This window comes from Mesorhizobium sp. USDA 4132 (genome assembly GCF_056279545.1).
This window is the reverse complement of record NZ_JBWCCP010000001.1, coordinates 1,896,545-1,917,505: the sequence shown is the minus strand read 5'-3', so window position 1 is coordinate 1,917,505 and position 20,961 is coordinate 1,896,545. Positions and strand designations below refer to the sequence as shown.

Genomic DNA, 20,961 nt, shown 5'->3' with positions numbered 1-20,961 from the left:
TGCCTATGTCCGCCCGGAAATGATCGCCCCCGCACCCGCTCCGCTCAGCACCAGGAGTGCCTCGGGCTGGATCCGCATCAACCTCCTGGCCACGCCGAAAGACGCCGCACTGACGATCCTTGCGGTTGCGCTTCTGGTCTGGCTCCTGCCGGGCATGATCAACTGGCTGTTCGTCCAGGCGGCCTGGTTCGGGACGGACCGCTCGTTCTGCACCACCGCCGTGCAAGGCGGCATCAAGCCGAACGGCTGGAGCGGCGCCTGCTGGGCGTTTGTCGGCGATCGTTTCCAGCAATTCATGTTCGGGCGTTATCCGCTGGACGAACGCTGGCGGCCGATGCTGGTGGCGATCCTGTTCATCGCCCTTCTCGTGCCGATCCTGATGCCGAAACTGCCTCGCAAGGGCCTGAATGCGCTGCTGCTTTTCGTCGGCCTGCCGATCGTCGCATTTTTCCTGCTGCATGGCGGCACGTTCGGGCTCCAGAAGGTCGAAACCCCACTGTGGGGCGGCCTGATGGTGACGCTCATCCTGTCCTTCGTCGGCATCGCCGTCTCCCTCCCCGTCGGCATTCTGCTCGCGCTCGGACGACGCTCGACGATGCCGGTGATCCGGGTCATCTGCGTCACCTTCATCGAGGTCATCCGCGGCGTGCCGCTGATCACGGTGCTGTTCATGGCGAACGTGATGCTGCCGCTCTTCCTGCCGACCGGCTGGACGATCGACAACTTCCTGCGCGCATTGGTCGGCGTGGCGATATTCGCCTCCGCCTACATGGCGGAAGTCGTTCGCGGCGGCCTGCAGGCGATCCCGAAAGGACAGTTCGAAGGCGCCGATTCGCTCGGCCTCAGCTATTGGCAAAAGATCCGGCTGATCATCATGCCACAGGCGCTGAAACTGGTCATTCCGGGCATCGTCAACACCTTCATCGGCCTCTTCAAGGATACGTCGCTGGTATCGATCATCGGCATGTTCGATCTTCTCGGGATCGTGCAGCTGAACTTCACCGACACGACCTGGATCAGCCCAGTCACACCGATCACCGGCCTCATCTTCGCGGGCTTCATCTTCTGGCTGTTCTGCTTCGGCATGTCGCGCTACTCCGCCTTCATGGAGCGGCACCTCGACACCAACCTGAAGCGATAGCTGGCTTGAAGCTGTGCCTAGCCACAAACGATAACTAAGGGGATATAAATGGCAGACGCCCAACCCAAAAAAATGACCGTCTCGGCTACCGACGTTGCCGTCGAAATCATCGGCATGAACAAGTGGTACGGCGATTTCCACGTGCTGCGCGACATCAACCTGAAGGTGATGAAGGGCGAGCGCATCGTCATCGCTGGCCCGTCCGGCTCCGGCAAGTCGACGATGATCCGCTGCATCAATCGCCTTGAAGAACATCAGGCCGGCAACATCATCGTCGACGGCATCGAGCTCACCAACGACCTGAAGAAGATCGACGAAGTGCGCCGCGAAGTCGGCATGGTGTTCCAGCACTTCAACCTCTTCCCGCACCTGACGATCCTGGAAAACTGCACGCTGGCGCCGATCTGGGTCCGCAAGATGCCGAAGAAGCAGGCGGAAGAGATCGCCATGCATTATCTCGCCCGCGTCAAGATCCCGGAACAGGCCAACAAATATCCGGGCCAGCTCTCTGGTGGCCAGCAGCAGCGCGTGGCGATCGCCCGCTCGCTGTGCATGAAACCGAAGATCATGCTGTTCGACGAGCCGACCTCGGCACTCGATCCGGAAATGGTCAAGGAAGTGCTGGATACGATGGTGAGCCTTGCCGAAGAGGGCATGACCATGCTGTGCGTCACCCACGAAATGGGCTTTGCCCGCCAGGTAGCCCATCGGGTGATTTTTATGGACCAGGGCCAGATCGTCGAGCAGAACTCGCCGGCCGAATTCTTCGACAATCCGCAGCACGAGCGCACGAAACTCTTCCTCAGCCAGATCCTGCACTGATCCGACTTGTCGGGGATGCAATCATGGGGCGCTTCGGCGCCCCGTTTTCGTTTCACCAGCGGAAGGAATAACGGGCGTTGACGCTTGCGACCGGATCGGGCGCGTCCGACGTCCGGTCCAGCGCGCCGCTGAGGGTCATGTATCGGCCGAGCGTCTTTTCGACGGCGACGCCTGCCCCGACCGCGCGAAAACCGTTACTGCCGCTTGCCCGCCCGACCAGCGCCGTGCGGCTTGGGCTGTGCAACAGGCTAACCGACTGGCTGGCATCGACGCCGCGCCATTCTCCCGACGCCCCGTCATAACGCATGCCGTAGCTGCTGCGCCTCTCGATATCGATCGTCGGGGTCGCGATCTCCTTTTCGTAATAATTCATGGTGATCCCGGCGCTGCCGGTATTGCCGTCGAGATCAACGCCAATGCCGCGGTTCAGCTGATAGGCGGGCGTCTGGATCTTTTGCGCCGTGAAATTGCTCCAGAACTTGATCGGCGTGTCGACCGGCGTGCCACTCGTCGTCGTGTCGACACCCATCGAGATGCCGGCCTCGGTTTCGAGCCGGGTCGGCAGCTTCAGGCCGAGCTTGACGGAATAACTGGTATCGGAGTTGCGGATCGGCTTCCAGATCAGCGGCTTATCCTCCGCAAACCCCGGGCCAGCCGTCAAAAAAGACGCAAGCGCAAGAACTGCGCCGGCAGACAATATCCTGTTCATATCAAATCCCCACTCGAAGGCTCAAAAACAATGCAAGGGGTCCGGGCAGTCGGAACTGCCCGAATGAAAACCATTTCAATGTGTTGAAGGCGTTTGCCGAGGCCTGTGGCCGCAAGATCGCCGGGCTGCCTTCCGCGCGCCTGACGCTACGGAACTGACATCACCCATAATACGAAACAATGCGGCCATTCCGAATCCGCAATGCGGCAAGAATAGGATTTCGTGAGCCCGGCCATTTTGGCGGCAGCTGCGGACTGCCTTTCAAGGAGCTTAGGAACAAATCGCCTGACATCGCGTTCAACGCGGCATCGTATCAAGCGGAGAGCGAACAGATGAACCTCAAGCTCGCAATGGGCGTGGCGCTTAGCCTGATCTTCACGCCGATGGTGGCAGAAGCTCGGTCGAATTTGCAGCTCTACGGAGCAGTGCCCGTGGAAAGCAGCCCTCAACTTATGCAGGCGTACAACAGGGCGCTGGCGCGATGCCTTCCAGAAGCCGGTCTGGCAGAGGCAGGAGCAATCGCCGAGGTCAGTCTGCCCGCCGTGCGGTTGCGAGGGTGTTTGTATCGCAATGGATTCTTCTACCGGGGCGTCTATGCCTACCCGGTGGGTGTGTCTGTTTATTATGCCAGGTAATCGCGCGGATCAGTTTCGGCTGCGCAACATCTTGGAAAAATCCAACAGTTTCAGTAGCCAATTATAGTCCGACACATCACATGAGAATAAAGGTCATTGGGAAACCTTGGCTTTTTCCTAAATCAAGCCGATTCAAATGCGAATGTTCGACGCAAGCATTGCGAAGGCAATGGCTCAGCGACACACCCGATGCTAGTCGCAGCCGGAGCCACCGTCAACGTTCTCTGGAAAGAATGACTGATTGGTATTGCGCCAAGCTGGCGAAAGGGCAGCCGGACTATGTGGTTGATTCACGTCAGCCGCCCGTGCCGATTGCCGGTGCCAAGGATTTAAGCATGCAAAAAACCCCGCCATCAGACCGATGACGAGGTTAGATCGCTCGACTACAGCGTAGAAAGCTAAGCCGCGTTCTTCTTCCCGCTCGCAGAATTCATGATCGCCGTGACCCGTTGCGGGTCGAGCATCGTTTGTTCAAACAACTCCTTTGCTAACGCGACAAGCGCGGCCCTGTCATTCTCCAGAATTTCTTTGGCTCGGGAGAATTCCTTCGAGAGCTTCGCGTCGATGCGTCCCCGCAGGTCTGGGTCGCTGCGTCTCAGAACTTCTAGAGCGTCGTCATCGGTCGCGGCACAGTGCCGGTACGATGCACCCATACCCAGCGCCGTTTCCATCATCGTGGCCAGCCTGGTTGCTCTCGCAAGATCGGACGAAGGACCGGCACCCGCTCCGTCATAGGTTTCCTCAAAGATCAACTCTTCAGCCGCCAGACCCGCTAGCGTCATCGCGATCTGGTTATCGTAGTTGGCCCGCCCCCGGTGCTCGATGATCGGCATCTCGAAATATGCGGCTCCTGCTTGGTTGTTGGCACCTTTCCCAAGAGAGATTTGCTCGACCAGCCGTGTACCAACATACTTGCCCACGCCGAGCTTGATCCCGACAAGAGTGTGGCCAGATTCATGAACTGCGTTGGCGTACCTGTGTTCATCGCTCAACCTTACGACTTCAGGCAGTCCTTCCAGCAAGTCATCGATGGTGATCCTTCGCTTCTCCCGACGAGCAATGCGTCGGGCGTTACGAGCAGCTTGGGCCAGGTCGGCACCGGACATCCCTTGTGTCGGAACGACCAGCTTATGCAACTCGTCTACCGGGATACAGAAGTCGACATGCTGCGCGAGAATCCCTACTCGGTCTGCCGCATCTGGCAGTGGGATGACCACATGTCGCTCCAGTCGGCCAGCCCGAACAACGGCGGGGTCGATCCTGTCGAAGTGATTGGTCGCGCCCACGAAGATCACGCCCTCTCTGCCTCCTAGGCCGTCCAATTGCTCCAGGAAGGCATTGACGACCTGGATCGAGTAGTCGGCGTTGTCGTGTTTGAACTTCTGCCGGTCGCCGATTGAGTCCAGTTCGTCCACAAACAGAATTGATGGCACAGCCGCCCTTGCCGATACGAAATCCGCTCTCATGGCCTTTAACAAATCCCCGAGATGTCCCTTGGATTGCCACTGGCCGAGGGATGTTGCGATCAGCGTCGCTCCGCATTGCTTTGCCACCGCCTGAGCGAAAATGGTCTTACCGACACCAGGAGCGCCACTGAGGACGATGCCCCGGTCCACGTCATCCCAGTCGATAACGCCGTTACGCCAATTTTCCAGGTCCTGCGCCAGCTGCATTCCCCAGACTTTCGCGTCTCCGTAACCGAACATCGTTTCCAGAGCAGGAATTTCACGAGCTGGTCTTCGCGTTGATACGGTATCCTCATCAGGACCGGTTGATGCCAGCCGTTCTAATACCGAAGACATCGTGCGACCTGGGCGTAAGGCCGACCATAACAGGTGCTCCGGATACAAAGCCGCTTGTTTCGCCTCGTCGAGGGTCACTTTAATCCCCAAGACAACCCGGCAGGCGATCTGCAAATCTCGGGGAGTGACAGGAGGGATATTGGCAACAACGTCCGCTCCGACCTTGATTGCAGCCGGAATTGTCGCGCCATTTTCGACGACGACGATGGCTCTCCGTTTCCTCAAGCAATCATCCCGAAAGGCGTCTAGCGTCTTCGACAGCTTGTCGCCCTTCAAGACGTACATGAAGCCACGATCATCGCGCCGGTAGTCGTCATCTGGGAACAGTTCATCTAGAATGGCTGCTCCATACCGCGCGGGCGCTTGGTTCTCGGGCGTAATCAGCACCAGAATGCCTGCGCCGCCTTTTGCAAACACAGTATGGCATTTCAGGGCGCGCTTCATCGAGCACAGCAAAGCGCAGTCTTCAGCGGATTTCACGCTGTTCGATTGTTTCTTGAACATGAATATACCCTCGCAGCCTTCGGCTGCTTCGAAACCTGAGGTCAGCCGCGACGGCGGCGGACGGTGGATTCGGGTCCAATCAATGCTTCATCCAGATCAATGTCGATGAAGCGGCTGAGGACCATGGACGCCAGGCCTGCTATTGGCCGGGTCTCGCGAAACACCGATAGGCATTCGGCAAGAGTGAGGGTCCCATGTTCGTCAAGGGCAGCGAGCAGTCGCACGCGATCTTCCAGGCCTGCCTGGAATTTACCATAGCGGAGAAGGTCTTTTGCATTCTTCAGCCGGATCGAAGGCAGCTCCTGTCGCTGCACCGCTTCGTACTTGTATCCACCCTCACGGACGGCGTCGACCATCCATAAAGGTGTGTCTTCGGTGACCGCGTCGATAACGACGGTATCCTGATCAACTTTGGCAACGAAGTCAGGACGGTAAATCGCGGCACCATTTCGGAACGGCAAAGATTGGCAACGCCACTCCATGACGGCGTCATCAATGTCGAGAAGGCAAGCCACATCCCTGGCGAACTGGCTGCGAAAGATCACAGGGCCGTCGCATCGAATTGTAGCTGAAGGGTAGAAAATCTGGCCCTGGGATACTGGCTTCCAGGGTTGAGAAGACGACGGTTCAACACTCATCTGAACTACTCACGTAAACGCATGGGAACTGCCTCCAACGGGAGGCGGCGATCAAAGCGTTATTCGTAGTAGTTGCAGCACGTGTAAGGTCATACGGAGAACAAATAAAGAACACGGAGGTGAATGTCAACCGAATGTCGAGGCCTCGCTTGTCGTTTGCCGATTGCCATTCTGCATGAATACCCTTCCCTGACCGTCGGTCGCCTGGCTTCGCTCCTTGACGTCTCTTTCCAATCGGCCTCTACCGCCCCGAAGAACCTGGTCGATACCGGAATTCTGTCGGAGAAGACCGGGTACGCGCGTAACAGCGTCTTCACAGCGCCCGAAGCCGTGGCCCTTCTAGCGTGTCAGATAAAAGCGTTGACAAAACCGTCATATCCATTATTCTGGATATATGGAGAACACATCAGCGATCATAGCGCTCTCTGCGCTTGCCCAGAACACACGGCTTGAGACGTTTCGTCTTTTGGTGCGGCACGAGCCTGACGGTGTTCCCGCTGGTGAACTGGCGAAGCTGCTCGACGTGCCCCAGAACACCATGTCAGCACATCTCGCCACGCTTTCCCGAGCAGGATTGGTGAAGAGCGAGCGTCAAAGCCGCTCGATCATCTACCGCGCCGATCTCGATGGGCTCCGGGACCTCACTCTCTTCCTCCTCAAGGATTGCTGTGGTGGCTCGACGGAGCTTTGTGCCCCGTTGATTGCGGAATTGACACCGTGCTGCGAATCAGTGGGGAGGCCGTCATGACATCTGTCCGCTTGGAAAGTGTCGCCGGTGACATCAGTGACCTGATAAAGGCGCTGTCACTTTCCGGTTTACCAACAGAGGATGTTCCCGAACCCGGCCGTACGTTTTTTCGTGCTGTCGCACCAGACAACAACACGGTCGGCTACTCGGGCGTCGAACAATGCGGCGAGGACGCTCTGCTACGATCTGTGGTCGTGCTCCCGGATCATCGGGGTAAGTCCTACGGAAGGATGATCGTGGCCGAGACCCTGAGGGCAGCTCCGGTAGCTGGTAACGTTTATCTCGCTACGACCACTGCTGCGCCGTTCTTCTCTAACCTTGGATTTGAGGCGGTTCATCGCGCGGACGTGCCGGACGCCATCCTTGGGACCCGTCAGCTTTCAGGCATCTGCCCGGCATCCGCAACAATCATGAAACTGACCAAACCTCCGACCTAACAACGGACGTCACCATGACCGCGAAAATCTACAACGTGCTCTTCTTGTGCACGGGCAATTCCGCTCGCTCTATTCTCGCCGAATCCATCCTAAACAAGGAAGGACAAGGACGTTTCAAGGCGTTCTCGGCCGGTAGCCATCCAAAGGGCGACGTCAATCTGCATGCATTGAAGGAGCTTCAGGCACTGGGGTATCCGGCGATAGGGTTTTCGTCGAAGAGCTGGGATGTCTTTTCTGAACCTGGCGCTCCCGAAATGGATTTTATCTTCACAGTCTGCGACAGCGCGGCAGGTGAAGCATGCCCCGTCTGGATAGGGCATCCGATGACAGCTCACTGGGGCGTCGAGGACCCCGCCGCTGTCAGCGGTTCCGAGGTCGAAGTCCAACGTGCCTTCGCTCAAGCCGCGAGGTTTCTGAAGAACCGCATTGCCGCCTTTCTGAGCCTCCCAATGGAGTCCATCGACCGGTTAGCGTTGGAAGCCAAGCTCCGGCAGATCGGAACGATGGAAGGTGCAACACGGCCGCAGGATCGGAGCGCCTGATGTCGACTTTCGAGCGCTACCTCACGATTTGGGTCTTCCTGTGCATCGTCGTCGGCGTCGCCCTCGGCCACCTGATTCCTGGCGTGTTCCAGACTATCGGTACTGCCGAGATCGCCAAGGTCAACATTCCCGTCGCGATCCTCATCTGGCTGATGATCATCCCGATGCTCATCAAGATCGATTTCCGCTCCCTGAGCCAGGTCAGCACATTCTGGCGAGGCATCGGCGTCACGCTCTTCATCAACTGGGCCGTCAAGCCGTTCTCAATGGCACTGCTGGGATGGCTGTTCATCGGATACCTGTTCCGGCCATACCTGCCAGCCGACCAGATCGACTCCTATATTGCGGGCCTTATCATCTTGGCGGCGGCACCATGCACGGCGATGGTGTTCGTCTGGTCCAACCTGACCAAAGGACACCCGCTCTTCACGTTGTCCCAGGTTGCCCTGAACGACGCAATCATGATCGTCGCTTTCGCACCATTCGTCGGCCTTTTGCTCGGCCTGTCCGCAATAACGGTTCCGTGGGACACGCTGGTCATCTCCGTCGGTCTCTACATCGTCGTGCCCGTGGTTATCGCCCAGGTGCTGCGTGGCAGACTTACCGCCGACGGAACCACCGCCGGGCTGGACAGGATGTTGGAGAAGCTTCAGCCGATCTCCCTCCTTTCCTTGTTGGCCACGCTCGTTCTGCTTTTTGGTTTCCAGGGTGAACAGATTATCGCCCAGCCGACCATCATCGCATTGCTGGCCGTCCCGATCCTGATCCAGGTCTATTTCAACTCAGGGCTCGCCTATCTGTTGAACCGGATTTCAGGCGAGCAGCACTGCGTTGCCGGGCCATCGGCGCTGATCGGGGCCAGCAATTTCTTCGAACTCGCGGTCGCTGCTGCAATCAGCCTGTTCGGCTTCCAGTCGGGGGCAGCATTGGCAACCGTTGTCGGCGTCCTGATCGAGGTGCCCGTCATGCTGTCCGTTGTCTGGATCGTGAACCGGTCGAAGGGCTGGTACGAGGCCGCTCCAGCTGTTTCCCGAAACACCGTCTCCGAAAGGACCTGAGCATGAACGTCACGATCTACCATAACCCCGCCTGCGGGACCTCCCTCAACACGCTCGAATTGATCCAGCATGCAGGCATCCAGCCAACGGTGATCGAGTACCTGAAGACGCCGCCCACCCGTGATCAGCTCGCGAAGATGATTGCCGACGCAGGGCTCACGGTGCGACAGGCGATCCGGGAAAAGGGAACGCCTTACGCAACGCTTGGTCTCGACAACCCGAACCTGACTGACGATCAGCTGCTCGACGCCATGCTGAAGGACCCGATCCTGATCAATCGGCCGTTCGTAGCCACACCGATGGGAACGCGCCTTTCGCGGCCGTCAGAGATGGTGCTGGATATTCTGCCAAGCGATGCCTTCAAAGGGCCGTTCACCAAAGAAGACGGCGAACGCGTACTCGACGACGAAGGAAAGCGCATTGTCTGATCTATTCCCTGCCGCAGTTCCTGAACATTTCCGTGTCCCTGAGCTTGGCTCGCTTCGACCCGTCGCCTCGACGCACAAGCCACGCATCCTGATCCTCTACGGGTCACTGCGCGAGGTCTCCTACAGCCGACTTCTCGCTTTTGAGGCTCAGCGTCTGCTGGAACATTTCGGATGCGAGGTGCGCCTTTTCGATCCAATAGGCTTGCCTCTTCCAGATGAGGAACCGGCCTCCCATCCGAAGGTGCAGGAACTTCGCGAACTTTCGCAGTGGTCGGAGGGCCAGGTCTGGGTCACCCCTGAGCGGCATGGCTCGATGACCGGCGTCATGAAGTCTCAGATCGATTGGATTCCGTTGGCGGTCGGCTCCGTCCGTCCGACACAGGGCAAAACCTTGGCGGTGATGCAGGTGTCGGGTGGATCGCAATCGTTCAACGCTGTCGGTCAACTTCGCATTCTTGGCCGGTGGATGCGGATGATCACGATCCCTAACCAGTCATCTGTTGCGAAGGCGTTTCAGGAATTCGACGCGGATGGGCGGATGAAGCCGTCGTCCTACTACGACCGCGTCGTCGACGTCTGCGAAGAGCTGGTCAAATTCACGCTGCTGACGCGTGATGCATCTTCCTATCTGACTGATCGATACAGCGAGCGGAAGGAAGATGCCGAGAAGCTGGAGCAGCGCATGCAGCTGGAGTCTTTGTAATCCACTCCAAGCGCAGCTGCGGTGCCTACCACGGGGCTTGGTATACAAATCTCCGAACCGTCAACAGGACGAGGGAAGCTGCGGGCGTGACATTTAGTTGGCCGAGGAAGTTGGTTCGCGTAATCAGTTCCGGTAGGACTAAGCAACTAGCAGGGTGGCGGGTGATGAATATCTCAATTCGACGGGTCGTGCTGATCGTCGCTCTGGCAAACTTGGCGTACTTTGGAGTCGAGTTCGCCGTCGCACTGAGGATTGGATCGGTATCTCTCCTTGCAGACAGTGCCGACTTTTTCGAGGACGCATCGGTCAATCTTTTAATCTTTGTCGCAATGACTTGGACCGCCAAGAGCCGCGCACGCGCGGGAATGATCATGTCCATCATCTTGCTCGCCCCGGCGCTAGCCTTCCTATGGACTGCTTGGCAGAAGTTTCAAATGCCGGTCCCCCCGCAGCCGCTGGCCCTTAGCCTAACAGGATTCGGCGCTCTCGCTGTAAACCTCTTTTGCGCCTATCTTCTCGCAGCTTTCCGCGACGCGCACGGCTCGCTGACCAAGGCGGCATTTCTGTCTGCGCGAAACGATGCCATCGCCAATATTGGCATCATTGCGGCTGGGGCGGTCACACTTTACGTTTGGCCTACCCCGTGGCCAGACCTGATAGTGGGCTTCGGCATTGCCTGGATGAATCTCGATGCGGCGAAGGAGGTTTGGTCGGCTGCGCGGGAGGAGCACAAGGCCTTAGCGTGATCCCTGGCTTTAGTCTTGCTGTTCCTGACTTTTGAAGACATAGCTCATCGCGCTCGTATCAACAGAGTCTCACGCCATGGCCGCTCCCGCGAACCTTTCCAGCAGTCGGCCAGCCGCCTTTATCGGCGGGGCAGCCATTGGCTCCCTTGGCGGCCTTATCGGACTTGGGGGCGCAGAATTTCGCTTGCCCCTCCTGATCGGTCCCTTCGGTTTCGCCGCACTGGAAGCCGTGATCCTAAACAAGGCCATGAGTTTGGTCGTGGTCGCGTTCGCTCTTCCTTTCCGCGCTGCAACGATTCCCTTCGATCAGATCGCGGGCCACTGGCCGATCATCATCAACCTTTTGGCTGGAAGCCTGGCGGGTGCTTGGGTCGGCGCGGGCTGGGCAACCCGGCTTAAGTCTGAAACGCTCTACAAAGTGATTGCCGCCCTGTTGCTCGCTATCGCATGCGTTTTGATCTTCGGTCACGGCATTGCTGCGGGAGCGGTGCTCGTCCATGGGATGGCACAGGTTATTGCGGGCGTCGTCGCGGGCCTCGTGATTGGCATCGTGGCGTCGCTCCTGGGCGTGGCGGGTGGCGAACTGCTGATCCCGACGCTCATTCTCCTGTTTGGGGCGGACATAAAACTTGCTGGAAGTCTCTCCCTGGCTGTGAGCCTGCCGACAATGATCGTCGGCTTCACCCGGTACAGCCGGGACCAGAGCTTCACTGTCATCGCGCGGAACAAAATGTTCCTGCTCGTGATGGCCGCTGGATCGATCCTCGGCGCATTCATTGGTGGCCAGATTTTGGGCGTCATCCCCAGTGCGGTTCTGCTGCCGGGTCTTGCTGTCATTCTCGTAATCTCGGCAATAAAGGTTTGGCGACACGCTTGATCCGCGTGCAAACTTCCTCCCAATCCAGTTCACCTGTTGGACGACAGCTCCTTATTCGCGGGTTTGAGGAGTTGTTTTACCCGGCGAGCGTTACTTCCTCCGCACCAACTATGCGTTAAATCAATGGCGTGATGGAAGTAACGCCGAATTTCGGGGCCAAGCGCACGTAGATCAATTCGCTGACGAGTTCGATCAATGTCTGCGTAACGATGATGGCGGGAAGAAGTGGCACAGCTCCCGGCACAGCAAGAGCCAGAGGCAGGACCACGAGGGAGTTGCGCGTGGCCGCACTGAATGCGACTGCTCTGCCTGCTGGTGCGTCGAGCTGGAAAAGCCTGGCAATTCCCCAACCCGCCAAGGGTGCGATAACCGCATATGCGACGTAAATTGGCACGACCTGGAATGTCGCGTCGAGAGCCTGTCCGAGTTGGGGAACCACGGCGGCAACGACGATAAAGAGAACGACAGCTGTCGCGGGAACGGGAAGCAGCCCGAGCACTGACGACACTCGTGCGCCAACGGCGCTTTTGCCCGCCCAAACCTGGACGAGAACGGCAAGGATGAGCGGGATAGCGATCAGCCAGATGAATGCGTGCACGAACGGACCCGCCTTGATCAAGGATGCGGCAGCAGGACCCAAGAAAGCGCTCAGGTAGACGGGCAGCAGCAACATCTGGACGATCAGTAGCGCGGGCGTTGCCGCCAGCAGCAGCCGGGCGTCAGCTCGGCCGAGCTGCGAGAATGTGACCACATAGTCGATGCAGGGTGCCAGAAGCACCAGCAACACGCCCAGTCTTATCATCGGATCAGGTGGCAGAAACTGAACAAGCACGGCTACGATAATGGGAACTACGACAAAGTTCGTCAGCAGCAGAGCAGCAAGAAAGCGGAAGCGGTAGACTGCTTGTCGCAGTTCTGCCAGCGGAACCTGGAGGAAAGTTACAAACAGCATGAAAGCGAGCGCGGGGTTTATACCCTGCTCCAGCGCTGTTGTGCCAGGAACGATAAGCGCCATAACAGCGCCAAGGACAACAGCAGCGAAGTAAATGCCGACTTGTTTGCTTTCGAGGTTTTCACGGAGGGTCAATTGAACAGCTTCGGCTAATTCTAAACGTTAAGAGGTTTCCACGGATCAGAGACAATGGCTATCCCGTGACGCTTAAATTTTCGTCGTCAAACCCAACAGCCAATTCGGCATGGCGCTCTCTAGAGATGTCTGAACCGTCCTGTCCACCCCCGTTAGCGTCATTGTACCGGCCAAGATCAACAAGACGCCTAAAGCGATCTTCAGGTTTTTGGCCGATTTCGCCATTTGGCCGCGCCAGCGAAGGAGAGCCTCGCGCGACAGTGAGCCGACAACGAGGAGTGGCAACGCAGCGCCGACTCCGAAGGCCAGCATGGTCAAGCTGACCATCACAAGGTTCTCGCCCCGTGCCGCCATCACTGACGCGGCACCAAGTGTCGGTCCGACGCACGGTGTCCATACAGCGCCGAGCAACAGCCCCACGCCATACTGGCCTCCGATACCCGACGTCGACATCCTTCGGAACCGGTTTTGTGTCCAATCGCTGATTGGTCCCGCAGCCGTCGCGAAGCGTGTCTGCAGCGGCGGAGTGACGAGCACCGCGCCGACCACGATCAGCAGAACCGCCGAGGCAGTTCGGAAAAGCGTCATGTCGATCCCGATGGAAAAACCAATCGTCGCTACGAACACGCCTATCGCCGTGAAGGAAACTGCGACACCAGCGGCCAGCGCAAACGGTGCTGCCCGATGCTCAGCTGCTGCGGCCGCCATGACAACGGGCACCAGCGGTAGCACGCAAGGAGACAGGATCGACAGGATGCCTGCGAGGAAGGCAAGGGCCGCCATTTAGAGGGCTTCGCGCAGGAACACTTCGATCTTTGCCGGGTCACTAACGCCCACGCTTCTATCGATTTCCTTGCCGTTCTTGAAAAGAATCATCGTGCTCTGAGACTGCACCTTCAGTTTTCGAAGGACGTCTTTCTGGCTGTCGAAGTCGATGTCGAATTTCTTCATGGACGCGAAATCGCCCTTGCCGACAAGTTTGGCAACGACAGGCTTCTGTGCCTGGCACACCTCGCACCACGGTGCGGTGACATGCACCAGAACAGGAATTCCAGCTGCCGATGCTTCGGCAAAACCAGGAGCAATATCACCTGCGGCAATAGCAGCCGGAGCTGCAAATGCAGTTAGCATAAGGGCGGAAGCTGTTGAAAGGAACAGACGGCGGTTCATCGTGTGGTCTCCTGGTTTCGAGATTTGATCGTCGGTGCGAAGTGAGCGAAGAGGTCATCGGCGGCGTCGCGAGCAGCTTCTGGCGCGGTGATCCTCAGACGCACGCCGTAACGTTCCTCCTTCAGATCGAAGTCGAGGAATGCACAGCACTCTGTCTCCTTGGCGACGAGATCGCGCAGTTCCGGCAAGGCTTCGACGGCGTATGTTAGCTGGATCGATAGCGGCTCACGAGACACATTCTTCAAGTGGCGCAAGGCCAATGCCTCGATTTGCGCGGTGCGTGTTTTGAAGTCGCCAGCGTCCAACGTGCAGACGATGGGCGCTTCTGTCTTTTCGCTCGTGGAGCACGATCCGCACCCGCATTGGCTGGAGGCAGACAGAGCAACAAGGCGATCATCCACGGCGACCCTGCGACGCGTGAGGATAAAGACGCTTCCCAAGGCAAGCGTGGCCATGAGCGCCAAAGGCCCCCAGGTGATTGCCCCCACGGCTGCTCCCGCGCCGACAAGCGACATCAATGGTGTGGCGCAGCATGCAGCGCAGGCGACTAAGCCGACACCCGCAAGTCTAGCTCCGTTGTTCATTTTCTCGACCTCCATGAATCGTGACTGGTCCAACTCTACTCCTTCAAGTAACTTGAAGGGCAAGGAGCAAATCAAACCATGAACGTTCAAACATCTGCGCTCACCATCGGAGCCATCGCCAAGGCGTCGGGCGTGACTACGCCGACGGTCCGGTTTTACGAGGAGATCGGACTGATACCGAAGGCCAGGCGCTCGATAGCAGGACAACGCTACTACGAGGAGCCAGACCTCTCTCGGCTGACTTTCATCAAGCAGTGCCGGGATTTCGGCTTCAGCATTGAACAGGTCCGCGTGCTTCTCGATCTTTCCATCAGCACGGAACGTGACTGTGTCGAGACGCGTGACATCGCGCAAACGCATCTGGACGAGGTCAGACGTAAGCTGGATGAGCTTAAGGCCCTGGAGACGCGTTTGGCCGGATTTGTGAAGCGGTGCAACGACGCTTGCGCTGGCGGCCCGGGCAGTGATTGCGTGATCTTCAAAGACTTGGCCGACCCTCAGCCGGGCTCCTGCTGCAGTTAGCCAAGCTATTCGGCCGGGACCGTCCCCCGCTTGATCGACATCGCGACACTGATAAATGCACCCATGCCGATCACACCAAGAGCGGCAGTGGCAAAGAGTGACATCTCGATGCCGAGTTGACCCATTGCCGCAGCAAAGGCGAACGGGGCTGCGGCTCCGGCTGCCAGCCTGGCCGCTGCCATTTTGCCAGTAACCGCCCCGTATCCCTCGCTACCAAAAAGATAGAGCGGCAGGCTTCCCTGAGCGATGGAGTTGATCCCCGACCCGAGGCCGAGGCAGATAGCAAACGCTACGGCTCCGGCAAGGGAGTTACCGGTGATTCCCAAGGTCACAATGCCGCCGACCATCAATGCTGCTGATATCACTGCCAACGTTGGTGGTGATAAACGCGATCCGAAGACCATGTTGATCAGTCGGCTCGCGACCTGTGCCGGGCCGAACAATGCGCCCACCACAACCGCTGCCGTGCCAAGTCCCAGCGTGCCGAGCATCGGGACCATGTGAGCGAGGATGGAGGCTAGTGTGAAGCCGAGGATGGCAAATGCCGCCGATACGACCAGCATCGCCCTACGTCTTTTCTCAAGCGGAATCGCACCCACGACATGCTCACGCGCCCGCTGAACGCCGTTGGCCCTGATCGCCTTGCCCTGCCTCATGATCCAGAAGTGCAGCGGCATGCACAGTGCCAGGTTCAATGCCGCAAATACGAGAAAGATTTCGCGCCAGGTGATGAAGTCGAGCAGAGATGCCGAAATCGGCCAAAAGATCGTTGAAGCAAAGCCACCGATCAAAGTGAGGTAGGTGATATTGCGCGGTGCCGTCTTCGGATCGTTTTCCACCAGAGCTGCAAAGGCCGCCTGGTACTGCACCATGCCGGACGACACCTCCAGCAAGACGATCCCGACTGCGAATATCGCAACTGACGGCGACCACGCGCACAGAACGAGAGTTAGAGCCGACAGAACCGAGCCAATCGTGAGCACGGTCGCGGCACCGATCTTGTCCATCTGCCTGCCGATAACCGTTGCGGATAATCCACCGACAAACAGCGAAAGGGAAAAGACGCCAAATACCTGTTCGAGGCTGATCGACAGGTCTGACGCTATCTGCGGTGCCAGGATCGAGAAAGAGTAGTATAGCGTGCCGTAGCCGATGACCTGGGTGATGCCGAGCGCGGACACGAGACCGGCATGACCACTACGCACGAGCGCCATCCTGACCCCTAGTTTCCAGAGACGAGCAGCATCCGTCCCGTTGCTCGACTGAGCTTCGGATGGTCGGATGGCCTGCGCAGCAATCTTCCATGAGGAATTTCACCAGACCGGCTAGGGTGTCATAGCCAGCGGTGTAGACGATGGACCGAGATTCCCGTCGTTGGCTGATCAAACCAGCGCGGTCCAGCTCCTTTAGATGGAATGAAACGTTGGACGGCGACAGGTTCATCCGTTCGGCGATGATCCCGGCTGCCATACCTTCCGGTCCTGCAACGACTAGGGTTCGGACGATAGACAGACGCGTTTCCTGAGAAAGCGCGGCAAAGGACAATAGGGCTTGACGTTCATCCACATTTCAATATTCCTTGAATGATTGAAGGCAGGAGTAGCGCAGATGAACATCATGCACAAGACTGTAGATATCACTCTGGGAGATATGCTCGAACGGATCGCTGCCAATCCCGAACTGCCGTTGGTCTTTTCGTACAGCGGAGCCGATATCCGGCCTGGGTATCATGTGACAGAGGTCAAGGCTGGCCAGTTCTCCGCTTTGGATTGCGGAGCCAATCCAGAGACCTGGTCGGAGATTTTCGTTCAGCTATGGGATATCGAAGAAGGCGACCGAACCCATATGTCAGCGGGCAAGTTCGCCGCCATCGTTCGCAAGGTGGCCGAACACGTTCGCCTCGATGGGTCGGCCAAGCTCACCTTTGAAGTCAGTGATGGCGTGGGGCCGATGCAGCTGTTCTGCGCTGGGACGCCTATCATTGAGAATGGCGCTTTACGTGTTTCGCTGGAGCCACGGGCCGCAAGCTGCAAGCCTCGCGACCGGTGGCTGGCGGAGCAGCCCAAGTCTGTGACGTCATGTTGCGCGCCTTCTTCTGCGAAGAGCGCCTGCTGCGCCTAAGCTTATGCTGCTTGAAGGTTCTCGACTTCCTGCGCGGAAGCGTCGAATCGACGGACACGCTTACCGTCACCGTTGATCTCCGCAGATATAAAGCCGTGCAGGAAGTCGTCACAGAAGATAGCTGCCGTGATTCGGCCTGTCCGGTACGAACCGGTATCGATGGCGATCCGGTTAGGATGAACTTCCGGCAGTTCCGACGGCGTTATCGAGTGGCCGTGGACGATCATCTTTTCCAATGGCGCGGTATGATCGAGGAACCCTTTCCTGATCCACATCAGATCGTGAGCAAGTTGGTCCGATAACGACACCTCTGGATCAACACCGGCGTGAACGAAGAAGTGCTTCTCGGTCTCGAAATGGGAAACAGCGTTTTCAAACAAGGCGACGTGCCTTGGCCTGATGCGGCGCAGTGCCTTTCCTGCAGCGACCAGATCGCCTTCATCCAGACCGTAGGATTCCAGCGTGTTCATGCCGCCCTGGGCCAGCCATTTATCTTCTTCGTCTTTTGCCAACGAAAGGTCGGCCATATGACGCAGGAAGAAATCGTGGTTGCCGAGTACCATCACCGAACCGGGAAACGTATCGATGACCCTACACACCTGATTCACCGCCGGAAGCGAATCCGGCCCCCGGTCGATAATGTCTCCGAGGAAAACGAACTGCGTGTCATCGGCGGAGAACTTCTTCTCCAGGTGTTGCAAAAGGAGTTTCAGGACGTGAGCCATCCCGTGGATGTCGCCGACAGCTATCAAGTTCTTCTTGTTCATACCGGCGATGCCACTGGTGTTACACGATTACGGACCGGATGTCGTTTCATAGGCTTGGTATCACATCATGGTTTTAACAAATACAGGTATTTGGCGTGAGATGTGTCACGCCAGGAGGAGTTGGAGGCCGTTCAGCACGGTCACCATCTCCCGGGCCTGATGCCGTGCAGTGACATTCAACGTAATATCGAGACCTTTGCTGTCCTGTGTCGGCGTCCAACATCCCTCAACCGCGATCCGGTGCAGTTCTTCCTTGTCTCCTTGATAACGTTCCCACCTGCGGCGGGTAAGTTCAGGATGCAAGGTCAAGACAAGGCTGAAAGCCGATGCTTCCGTCGTGACCTTCAACGCGAGCTTGCGGTTGCTCGTGAAAATCTGGAATTCGGGGCTAGGTTCGTCTGGAACTTTGAATGCCGGACATACCGCGTTCAAGCGCGAACGGAAGCACTCCCAAAGGGTCGCGAGATCAGCTTTGTCATGCCCGGTATCAGCCATTTCGGCATCATGCTGAGCGTCTTCACCCTCTTCTGACACATTGAAGTACATTGATCTAAACCCTGGCCGCGCTGGGTCCACGGCGTCGGCAACCAAGCTTCCCTCCACGATGCGCAATGCCAGATCACCCTGGCTGATCCCAAGGTGCTTCGCATAGGAGAAGAACGTCATCATCCCGCGCCTCGGCTCTCGCTCAACCGATCCAGTCACCTTCTGGATCAAGCTTGTAACGGCCCGGGCGGAGACCCTGCCGCCGCGTTTTCCATCGACCGGAAGCCCGAGAAACTCCTGGACCTTGCCTGCCTTGATCAGCACTCGGAACTCATGGCCCGGAAGCCCGGCGATATCCCAGGTGTCGGTCGAAGAAATCAAATCATCGACGGCTTCCTTCAGCCTCCGGAACGTTTCGCCGTCAAACGACAAGGCGTCACCATTCCATTTCGCAACCGGCAGGAGATCAAGCTGCCGCACAAACTTGCTGACACCTTTCGGTGGTAAGCCCAGCGCGCGTGATGCCTCCAACAATGTCCGCTCCCCTCGCTCTGACGGCCGGTGCCGCGCAAACTTCCGACTCAAGGTGCCAACCTGGGCAAACACCTCGAACAGAACGGTCTCAATGTTGGCCTGCAAGCGGCAATTCGGTCGGTTGGCCCAATAGTTTGAAAAACCCGGAACCGAGGCGTGAAAGCCCTGTCGCCGCACTTCATCAGAGACATTGGCAACAAGCCATTCCCGGACTTGTGTGCGCAAGTCGGCCTCATCACGCTCCAGTATCAAGAAACCGTATTCGACGTCTGCCGCCGATGGCGGAAGAAGCTTGGCGGGATTGTCGCTTTGCATCCAACGGCTGAAGAAGGTCGCCGCATCAATAATGTCAGAGAGGTCATAACTCGCGAGTGAGCCACTTTCCCGCTCGCCCGAGGTCAGCCGAGCGACAACAAGGGAATGAAAGCGAAGAGAAATTCCCTCGGTAGGTCTCACACTTGCCTTCGCGAGCGGATAGCCCTTCGGCGAATGGTCGAAGTGCGGCCAGCTCCAGTTCAAGCGTTGGCCTTGAACTTCGGTCGCTAAGTAAACCTCATGGACTGGACAGGCGTAGAGATTGACGATGTCCCACCACACACGGTGAAACCGCTTCTCCGCCAGGCACTTTGGACAGAATCGCCGGGTTTGGAACGAGACCTGTTTTTGGCGCAGGCGTTCATGCCCCAGCGAATAGAACCTCTCTCCCAGCATGGGCGTGGCGTTCCTCAAACGATTCTTGAACATCTGATCGAGCGGCAACCGCTCCAGTGAGTGCAGGAGTTGCTCCGGGTTGATGTCACGCCCATCAAGGCCGATCTCGTTTGCATATACCCGAAGGCTGTCATGGCCCTCGTCAGAAACTTCCCGAGCGAAGTAGCCATAGGACGGTTCGCCAATTTCCGGCTTCAATCGCCAGCGGGAGAAAGGCCGTGCAAGCTTGAAATCCAGACTCATTTCTTGGCTCCGACGTCGAAATAACGATATGAACGATCCGGATGCATTGGCACCAGCGCCCTGGACGCATCTCGCAGATGCTCCCGCATGATCTGTGCCGATCCGTCGTCGATGGCCGAATAGGAAGCCTGACGAATGAGGTTCACAAGGCGACCGATCAGACCACCGCTGAAGCGATGGAGATCGTCCGAAATCCCCTTTTCGGTGAGGTTCGACGACTTGGAAAACGGCAAACGGTCCTCAATCGCCAGCAGCAGGCTGCGGAAGTTCTTCTTTTCGTCGTCCTTGGAGAACGCGTGCAGCGTCTCAGAGACGAAGCTCCTCCCCGACAGCGTCGGCGTGGCCTCAATCGTATCGAGAATGCTGTCTTCCCCGACCAGCAGGATGCTGGCGAGCTTCTGATCCGCCACCATCTTCACGAAGCTGATGAAGTTTCGCCGGTCTGTCTGATTGCGCCCGTCGTACATGAAATGCGCATCGTCGATGATTAAAAGCTGCGTCTTTGACCCTGCCAGGCGCAGCAGTGTCGCATCGGCCACCAGCTTATGTTTAACCGTCAGGGAACGGGCACCGGTCGCGATGCAAATTCGGTCAGCCAGTGAAGGCAACTTCATTTCGTCCGACGCCTGGACGTAGACGACCGGGTAAGACTCGCCCTCATCATCGTAAGAAGGCGGGTTCTGCGACACGAAGTACCGGCAGATTTCCGTCTTCCCCACGCGGGATTCCCCAAGAAGCCCCCCGATCCGTCCGGTCGAAGGGTTTCCCCCTTCTACCGGCACGTGGAACTTCCTGATGAACGTGATCCCGTCGCGGAACTGCGGATACGGCACCAACATCGTGTCCATCAATGTCTGCCGGACGCTGGCCGACTGCTTCGACGCCTCGATCCGCTGTTCTGCCGTCATCGGCTTGCTGTTACGCCTGAACTCCATAAGCAACCCTC

General features: G+C 57.9%; 25 protein-coding genes. 13 read left to right on the top strand and 12 right to left on the bottom strand.

Annotated features, from left to right (window positions below; translation table 11 throughout):
- Positions 1–19 precede the first annotated feature (19 nt).
- Entirely contained in the window at positions 20–1,141 is a 1,122-nt protein-coding gene (locus ACZ9IU_RS10015) for an amino acid ABC transporter permease (protein WP_437179054.1), read from the top strand.
- 48 nt (positions 1,142–1,189) lie between these two features.
- The gene (locus tag ACZ9IU_RS10010) at positions 1,190–1,963 is read left to right on the top strand and encodes an amino acid ABC transporter ATP-binding protein (protein WP_038542553.1); all 774 of its coding nucleotides are present in this window, start codon (positions 1,190–1,192) and stop codon (positions 1,961–1,963) included.
- A gap of 52 nt (positions 1,964–2,015) precedes the next feature.
- Here the strand turns inward: ACZ9IU_RS10010 and ACZ9IU_RS10005 are convergent, their stop codons facing one another.
- The gene (locus ACZ9IU_RS10005) at positions 2,016–2,672 is read right to left on the bottom strand and encodes a hypothetical protein (protein ID WP_038542551.1); all 657 of its coding nucleotides are present in this window, start codon (positions 2,670–2,672) and stop codon (positions 2,016–2,018) included.
- Between the two features lie 332 nt (positions 2,673–3,004).
- Between ACZ9IU_RS10005 and ACZ9IU_RS10000 the strand changes: the two genes are divergently transcribed.
- A complete protein-coding gene (locus ACZ9IU_RS10000) occupies positions 3,005–3,307 on the top strand; it encodes a hypothetical protein (RefSeq protein WP_038549119.1) in 303 nt (100 codons plus the stop codon).
- 398 nt (positions 3,308–3,705) lie between these two features.
- Here the strand turns inward: ACZ9IU_RS10000 and ACZ9IU_RS09995 are convergent, their stop codons facing one another.
- Together ACZ9IU_RS09995 and ACZ9IU_RS09990 are read right to left on the bottom strand one after the other, a co-directional pair.
- Positions 3,706–5,613 carry an AAA family ATPase gene (locus ACZ9IU_RS09995; protein ID WP_051899699.1) on the bottom strand — a complete coding sequence of 636 codons (1,908 nt, stop codon included), beginning with the start codon at positions 5,611–5,613 and terminating at the stop codon, positions 3,706–3,708.
- Between the two features lie 41 nt (positions 5,614–5,654).
- Entirely contained in the window at positions 5,655–6,251 is a 597-nt protein-coding gene (locus ACZ9IU_RS09990; protein ID WP_038542549.1) for a hypothetical protein, read from the bottom strand.
- A 394-nt stretch (positions 6,252–6,645) separates the two neighbouring features.
- Here ACZ9IU_RS09990 and ACZ9IU_RS09985 point away from each other — a divergent pair, with 394 nt between their 5' ends.
- The 8 genes from ACZ9IU_RS09985 (at position 6,646) to ACZ9IU_RS09950 (ending at position 11,790) form a co-directional block, all read left to right on the top strand.
- A complete protein-coding gene (locus tag ACZ9IU_RS09985) occupies positions 6,646–6,999 on the top strand; it encodes an ArsR/SmtB family transcription factor (RefSeq protein WP_038542547.1) in 354 nt (117 codons plus the stop codon).
- Positions 6,996–7,436, top strand: a complete 441-nt coding sequence (arsN2, locus tag ACZ9IU_RS09980; RefSeq protein ID WP_038542545.1) for an arsenic resistance N-acetyltransferase ArsN2 — start codon at positions 6,996–6,998, stop codon at positions 7,434–7,436. The genes ACZ9IU_RS09985 and arsN2 overlap by 4 nt, the downstream gene beginning before the upstream one ends.
- Positions 7,437–7,450: 14 nt before the next feature.
- Positions 7,451–7,978, top strand: a complete 528-nt coding sequence (locus ACZ9IU_RS09975) for an arsenate reductase ArsC (RefSeq protein WP_038542543.1) — start codon at positions 7,451–7,453, stop codon at positions 7,976–7,978.
- Positions 7,978–9,036: an ACR3 family arsenite efflux transporter gene (gene arsB / locus ACZ9IU_RS09970; RefSeq protein WP_038542542.1), complete on the top strand. Its 1,059-nt coding sequence runs from the start codon at positions 7,978–7,980 to the stop codon at positions 9,034–9,036. The genes ACZ9IU_RS09975 and arsB overlap by 1 nt, the downstream gene beginning before the upstream one ends.
- A 2-nt stretch (positions 9,037–9,038) precedes the next feature.
- Positions 9,039–9,464, top strand: coding sequence for an arsenate reductase (glutaredoxin) (gene arsC, locus ACZ9IU_RS09965; RefSeq protein WP_038542540.1), 426 nt, complete (start codon positions 9,039–9,041; stop codon positions 9,462–9,464).
- Positions 9,391–10,167 (top strand): arsenical resistance protein ArsH, encoded by a 777-nt coding sequence (arsH, locus tag ACZ9IU_RS09960; protein ID WP_051899698.1) that lies wholly within the window; start codon positions 9,391–9,393, stop codon positions 10,165–10,167. Before arsC ends, arsH begins: the two co-directional genes overlap by 74 nt.
- Positions 10,168–10,331: 164 nt before the next feature.
- Positions 10,332–10,913: a cation efflux transmembrane domain-containing protein gene (locus tag ACZ9IU_RS09955; protein WP_038542536.1), complete on the top strand. Its 582-nt coding sequence runs from the start codon at positions 10,332–10,334 to the stop codon at positions 10,911–10,913.
- Positions 10,914–10,989: 76 nt separating this feature from the next.
- Positions 10,990–11,790: a sulfite exporter TauE/SafE family protein gene (locus tag ACZ9IU_RS09950; protein WP_038542534.1), complete on the top strand. Its 801-nt coding sequence runs from the start codon at positions 10,990–10,992 to the stop codon at positions 11,788–11,790.
- 115 nt (positions 11,791–11,905) lie between these two features.
- On the opposite strand, the gene ACZ9IU_RS09945 is transcribed toward ACZ9IU_RS09950, so the two are convergent.
- The 4 genes from ACZ9IU_RS09945 to ACZ9IU_RS09930 all read right to left on the bottom strand — a co-directional run bounded on the left by ACZ9IU_RS09945 (position 11,906) and on the right by ACZ9IU_RS09930 (position 14,631).
- Complete coding sequence (locus ACZ9IU_RS09945; protein WP_038542532.1) at positions 11,906–12,877, bottom strand: arsenic resistance protein; 972 nt, start codon at positions 12,875–12,877, stop codon at positions 11,906–11,908.
- 72 nt (positions 12,878–12,949) lie between these two features.
- On the bottom strand, positions 12,950–13,660 hold the full coding sequence (locus tag ACZ9IU_RS09940) for a cytochrome c biogenesis CcdA family protein (RefSeq protein WP_038542530.1): 711 nt from the start codon (positions 13,658–13,660) through the stop codon (positions 12,950–12,952).
- Positions 13,661–14,047 (bottom strand): thioredoxin family protein, encoded by a 387-nt coding sequence (locus tag ACZ9IU_RS09935; RefSeq protein WP_038542527.1) that lies wholly within the window; start codon positions 14,045–14,047, stop codon positions 13,661–13,663.
- A complete protein-coding gene (locus ACZ9IU_RS09930; RefSeq protein WP_157885117.1) occupies positions 14,044–14,631 on the bottom strand; it encodes a hypothetical protein in 588 nt (195 codons plus the stop codon). Before ACZ9IU_RS09930 ends, ACZ9IU_RS09935 begins: the two co-directional genes overlap by 4 nt.
- A 78-nt stretch (positions 14,632–14,709) precedes the next feature.
- On the opposite strand from ACZ9IU_RS09930, the gene ACZ9IU_RS09925 reads away from it, so the two are divergent.
- Positions 14,710–15,153 carry a MerR family transcriptional regulator gene (locus ACZ9IU_RS09925; RefSeq protein ID WP_038542525.1) on the top strand — a complete coding sequence of 148 codons (444 nt, stop codon included), beginning with the start codon at positions 14,710–14,712 and terminating at the stop codon, positions 15,151–15,153.
- A 5-nt stretch (positions 15,154–15,158) separates the two neighbouring features.
- Here the strand turns inward: ACZ9IU_RS09925 and arsK are convergent, their stop codons facing one another.
- Both arsK and ACZ9IU_RS09915 read right to left on the bottom strand, forming a co-directional pair.
- On the bottom strand, positions 15,159–16,367 hold the full coding sequence (arsK, locus tag ACZ9IU_RS09920) for an arsenite efflux MFS transporter ArsK (protein WP_038542523.1): 1,209 nt from the start codon (positions 16,365–16,367) through the stop codon (positions 15,159–15,161).
- Entirely contained in the window at positions 16,351–16,719 is a 369-nt protein-coding gene (locus ACZ9IU_RS09915) for an ArsR/SmtB family transcription factor (protein ID WP_038542521.1), read from the bottom strand. The genes arsK and ACZ9IU_RS09915 overlap by 17 nt, the downstream gene beginning before the upstream one ends.
- A gap of 42 nt (positions 16,720–16,761) precedes the next feature.
- Here ACZ9IU_RS09915 and ACZ9IU_RS09910 point away from each other — a divergent pair, with 42 nt between their 5' ends.
- The gene (locus tag ACZ9IU_RS09910) at positions 16,762–17,274 is read left to right on the top strand and encodes a DUF6428 family protein (RefSeq protein ID WP_038542519.1); all 513 of its coding nucleotides are present in this window, start codon (positions 16,762–16,764) and stop codon (positions 17,272–17,274) included.
- Between the two features lie 2 nt (positions 17,275–17,276).
- On the opposite strand, the gene ACZ9IU_RS09905 is transcribed toward ACZ9IU_RS09910, so the two are convergent.
- The 3 genes from ACZ9IU_RS09905 to ACZ9IU_RS09895 form a co-directional block, all read right to left on the bottom strand.
- Positions 17,277–18,041 carry a metallophosphoesterase gene (locus ACZ9IU_RS09905; protein ID WP_051899696.1) on the bottom strand — a complete coding sequence of 255 codons (765 nt, stop codon included), beginning with the start codon at positions 18,039–18,041 and terminating at the stop codon, positions 17,277–17,279.
- 105 nt (positions 18,042–18,146) lie between these two features.
- Positions 18,147–20,015: a TniQ family protein gene (locus ACZ9IU_RS09900; protein WP_038542517.1), complete on the bottom strand. Its 1,869-nt coding sequence runs from the start codon at positions 20,013–20,015 to the stop codon at positions 18,147–18,149.
- Positions 20,012–20,950: a TniB family NTP-binding protein gene (locus ACZ9IU_RS09895; protein WP_038542515.1), complete on the bottom strand. Its 939-nt coding sequence runs from the start codon at positions 20,948–20,950 to the stop codon at positions 20,012–20,014. The genes ACZ9IU_RS09900 and ACZ9IU_RS09895 overlap by 4 nt, the downstream gene beginning before the upstream one ends.
- Positions 20,951–20,961 lie beyond the last annotated feature (11 nt).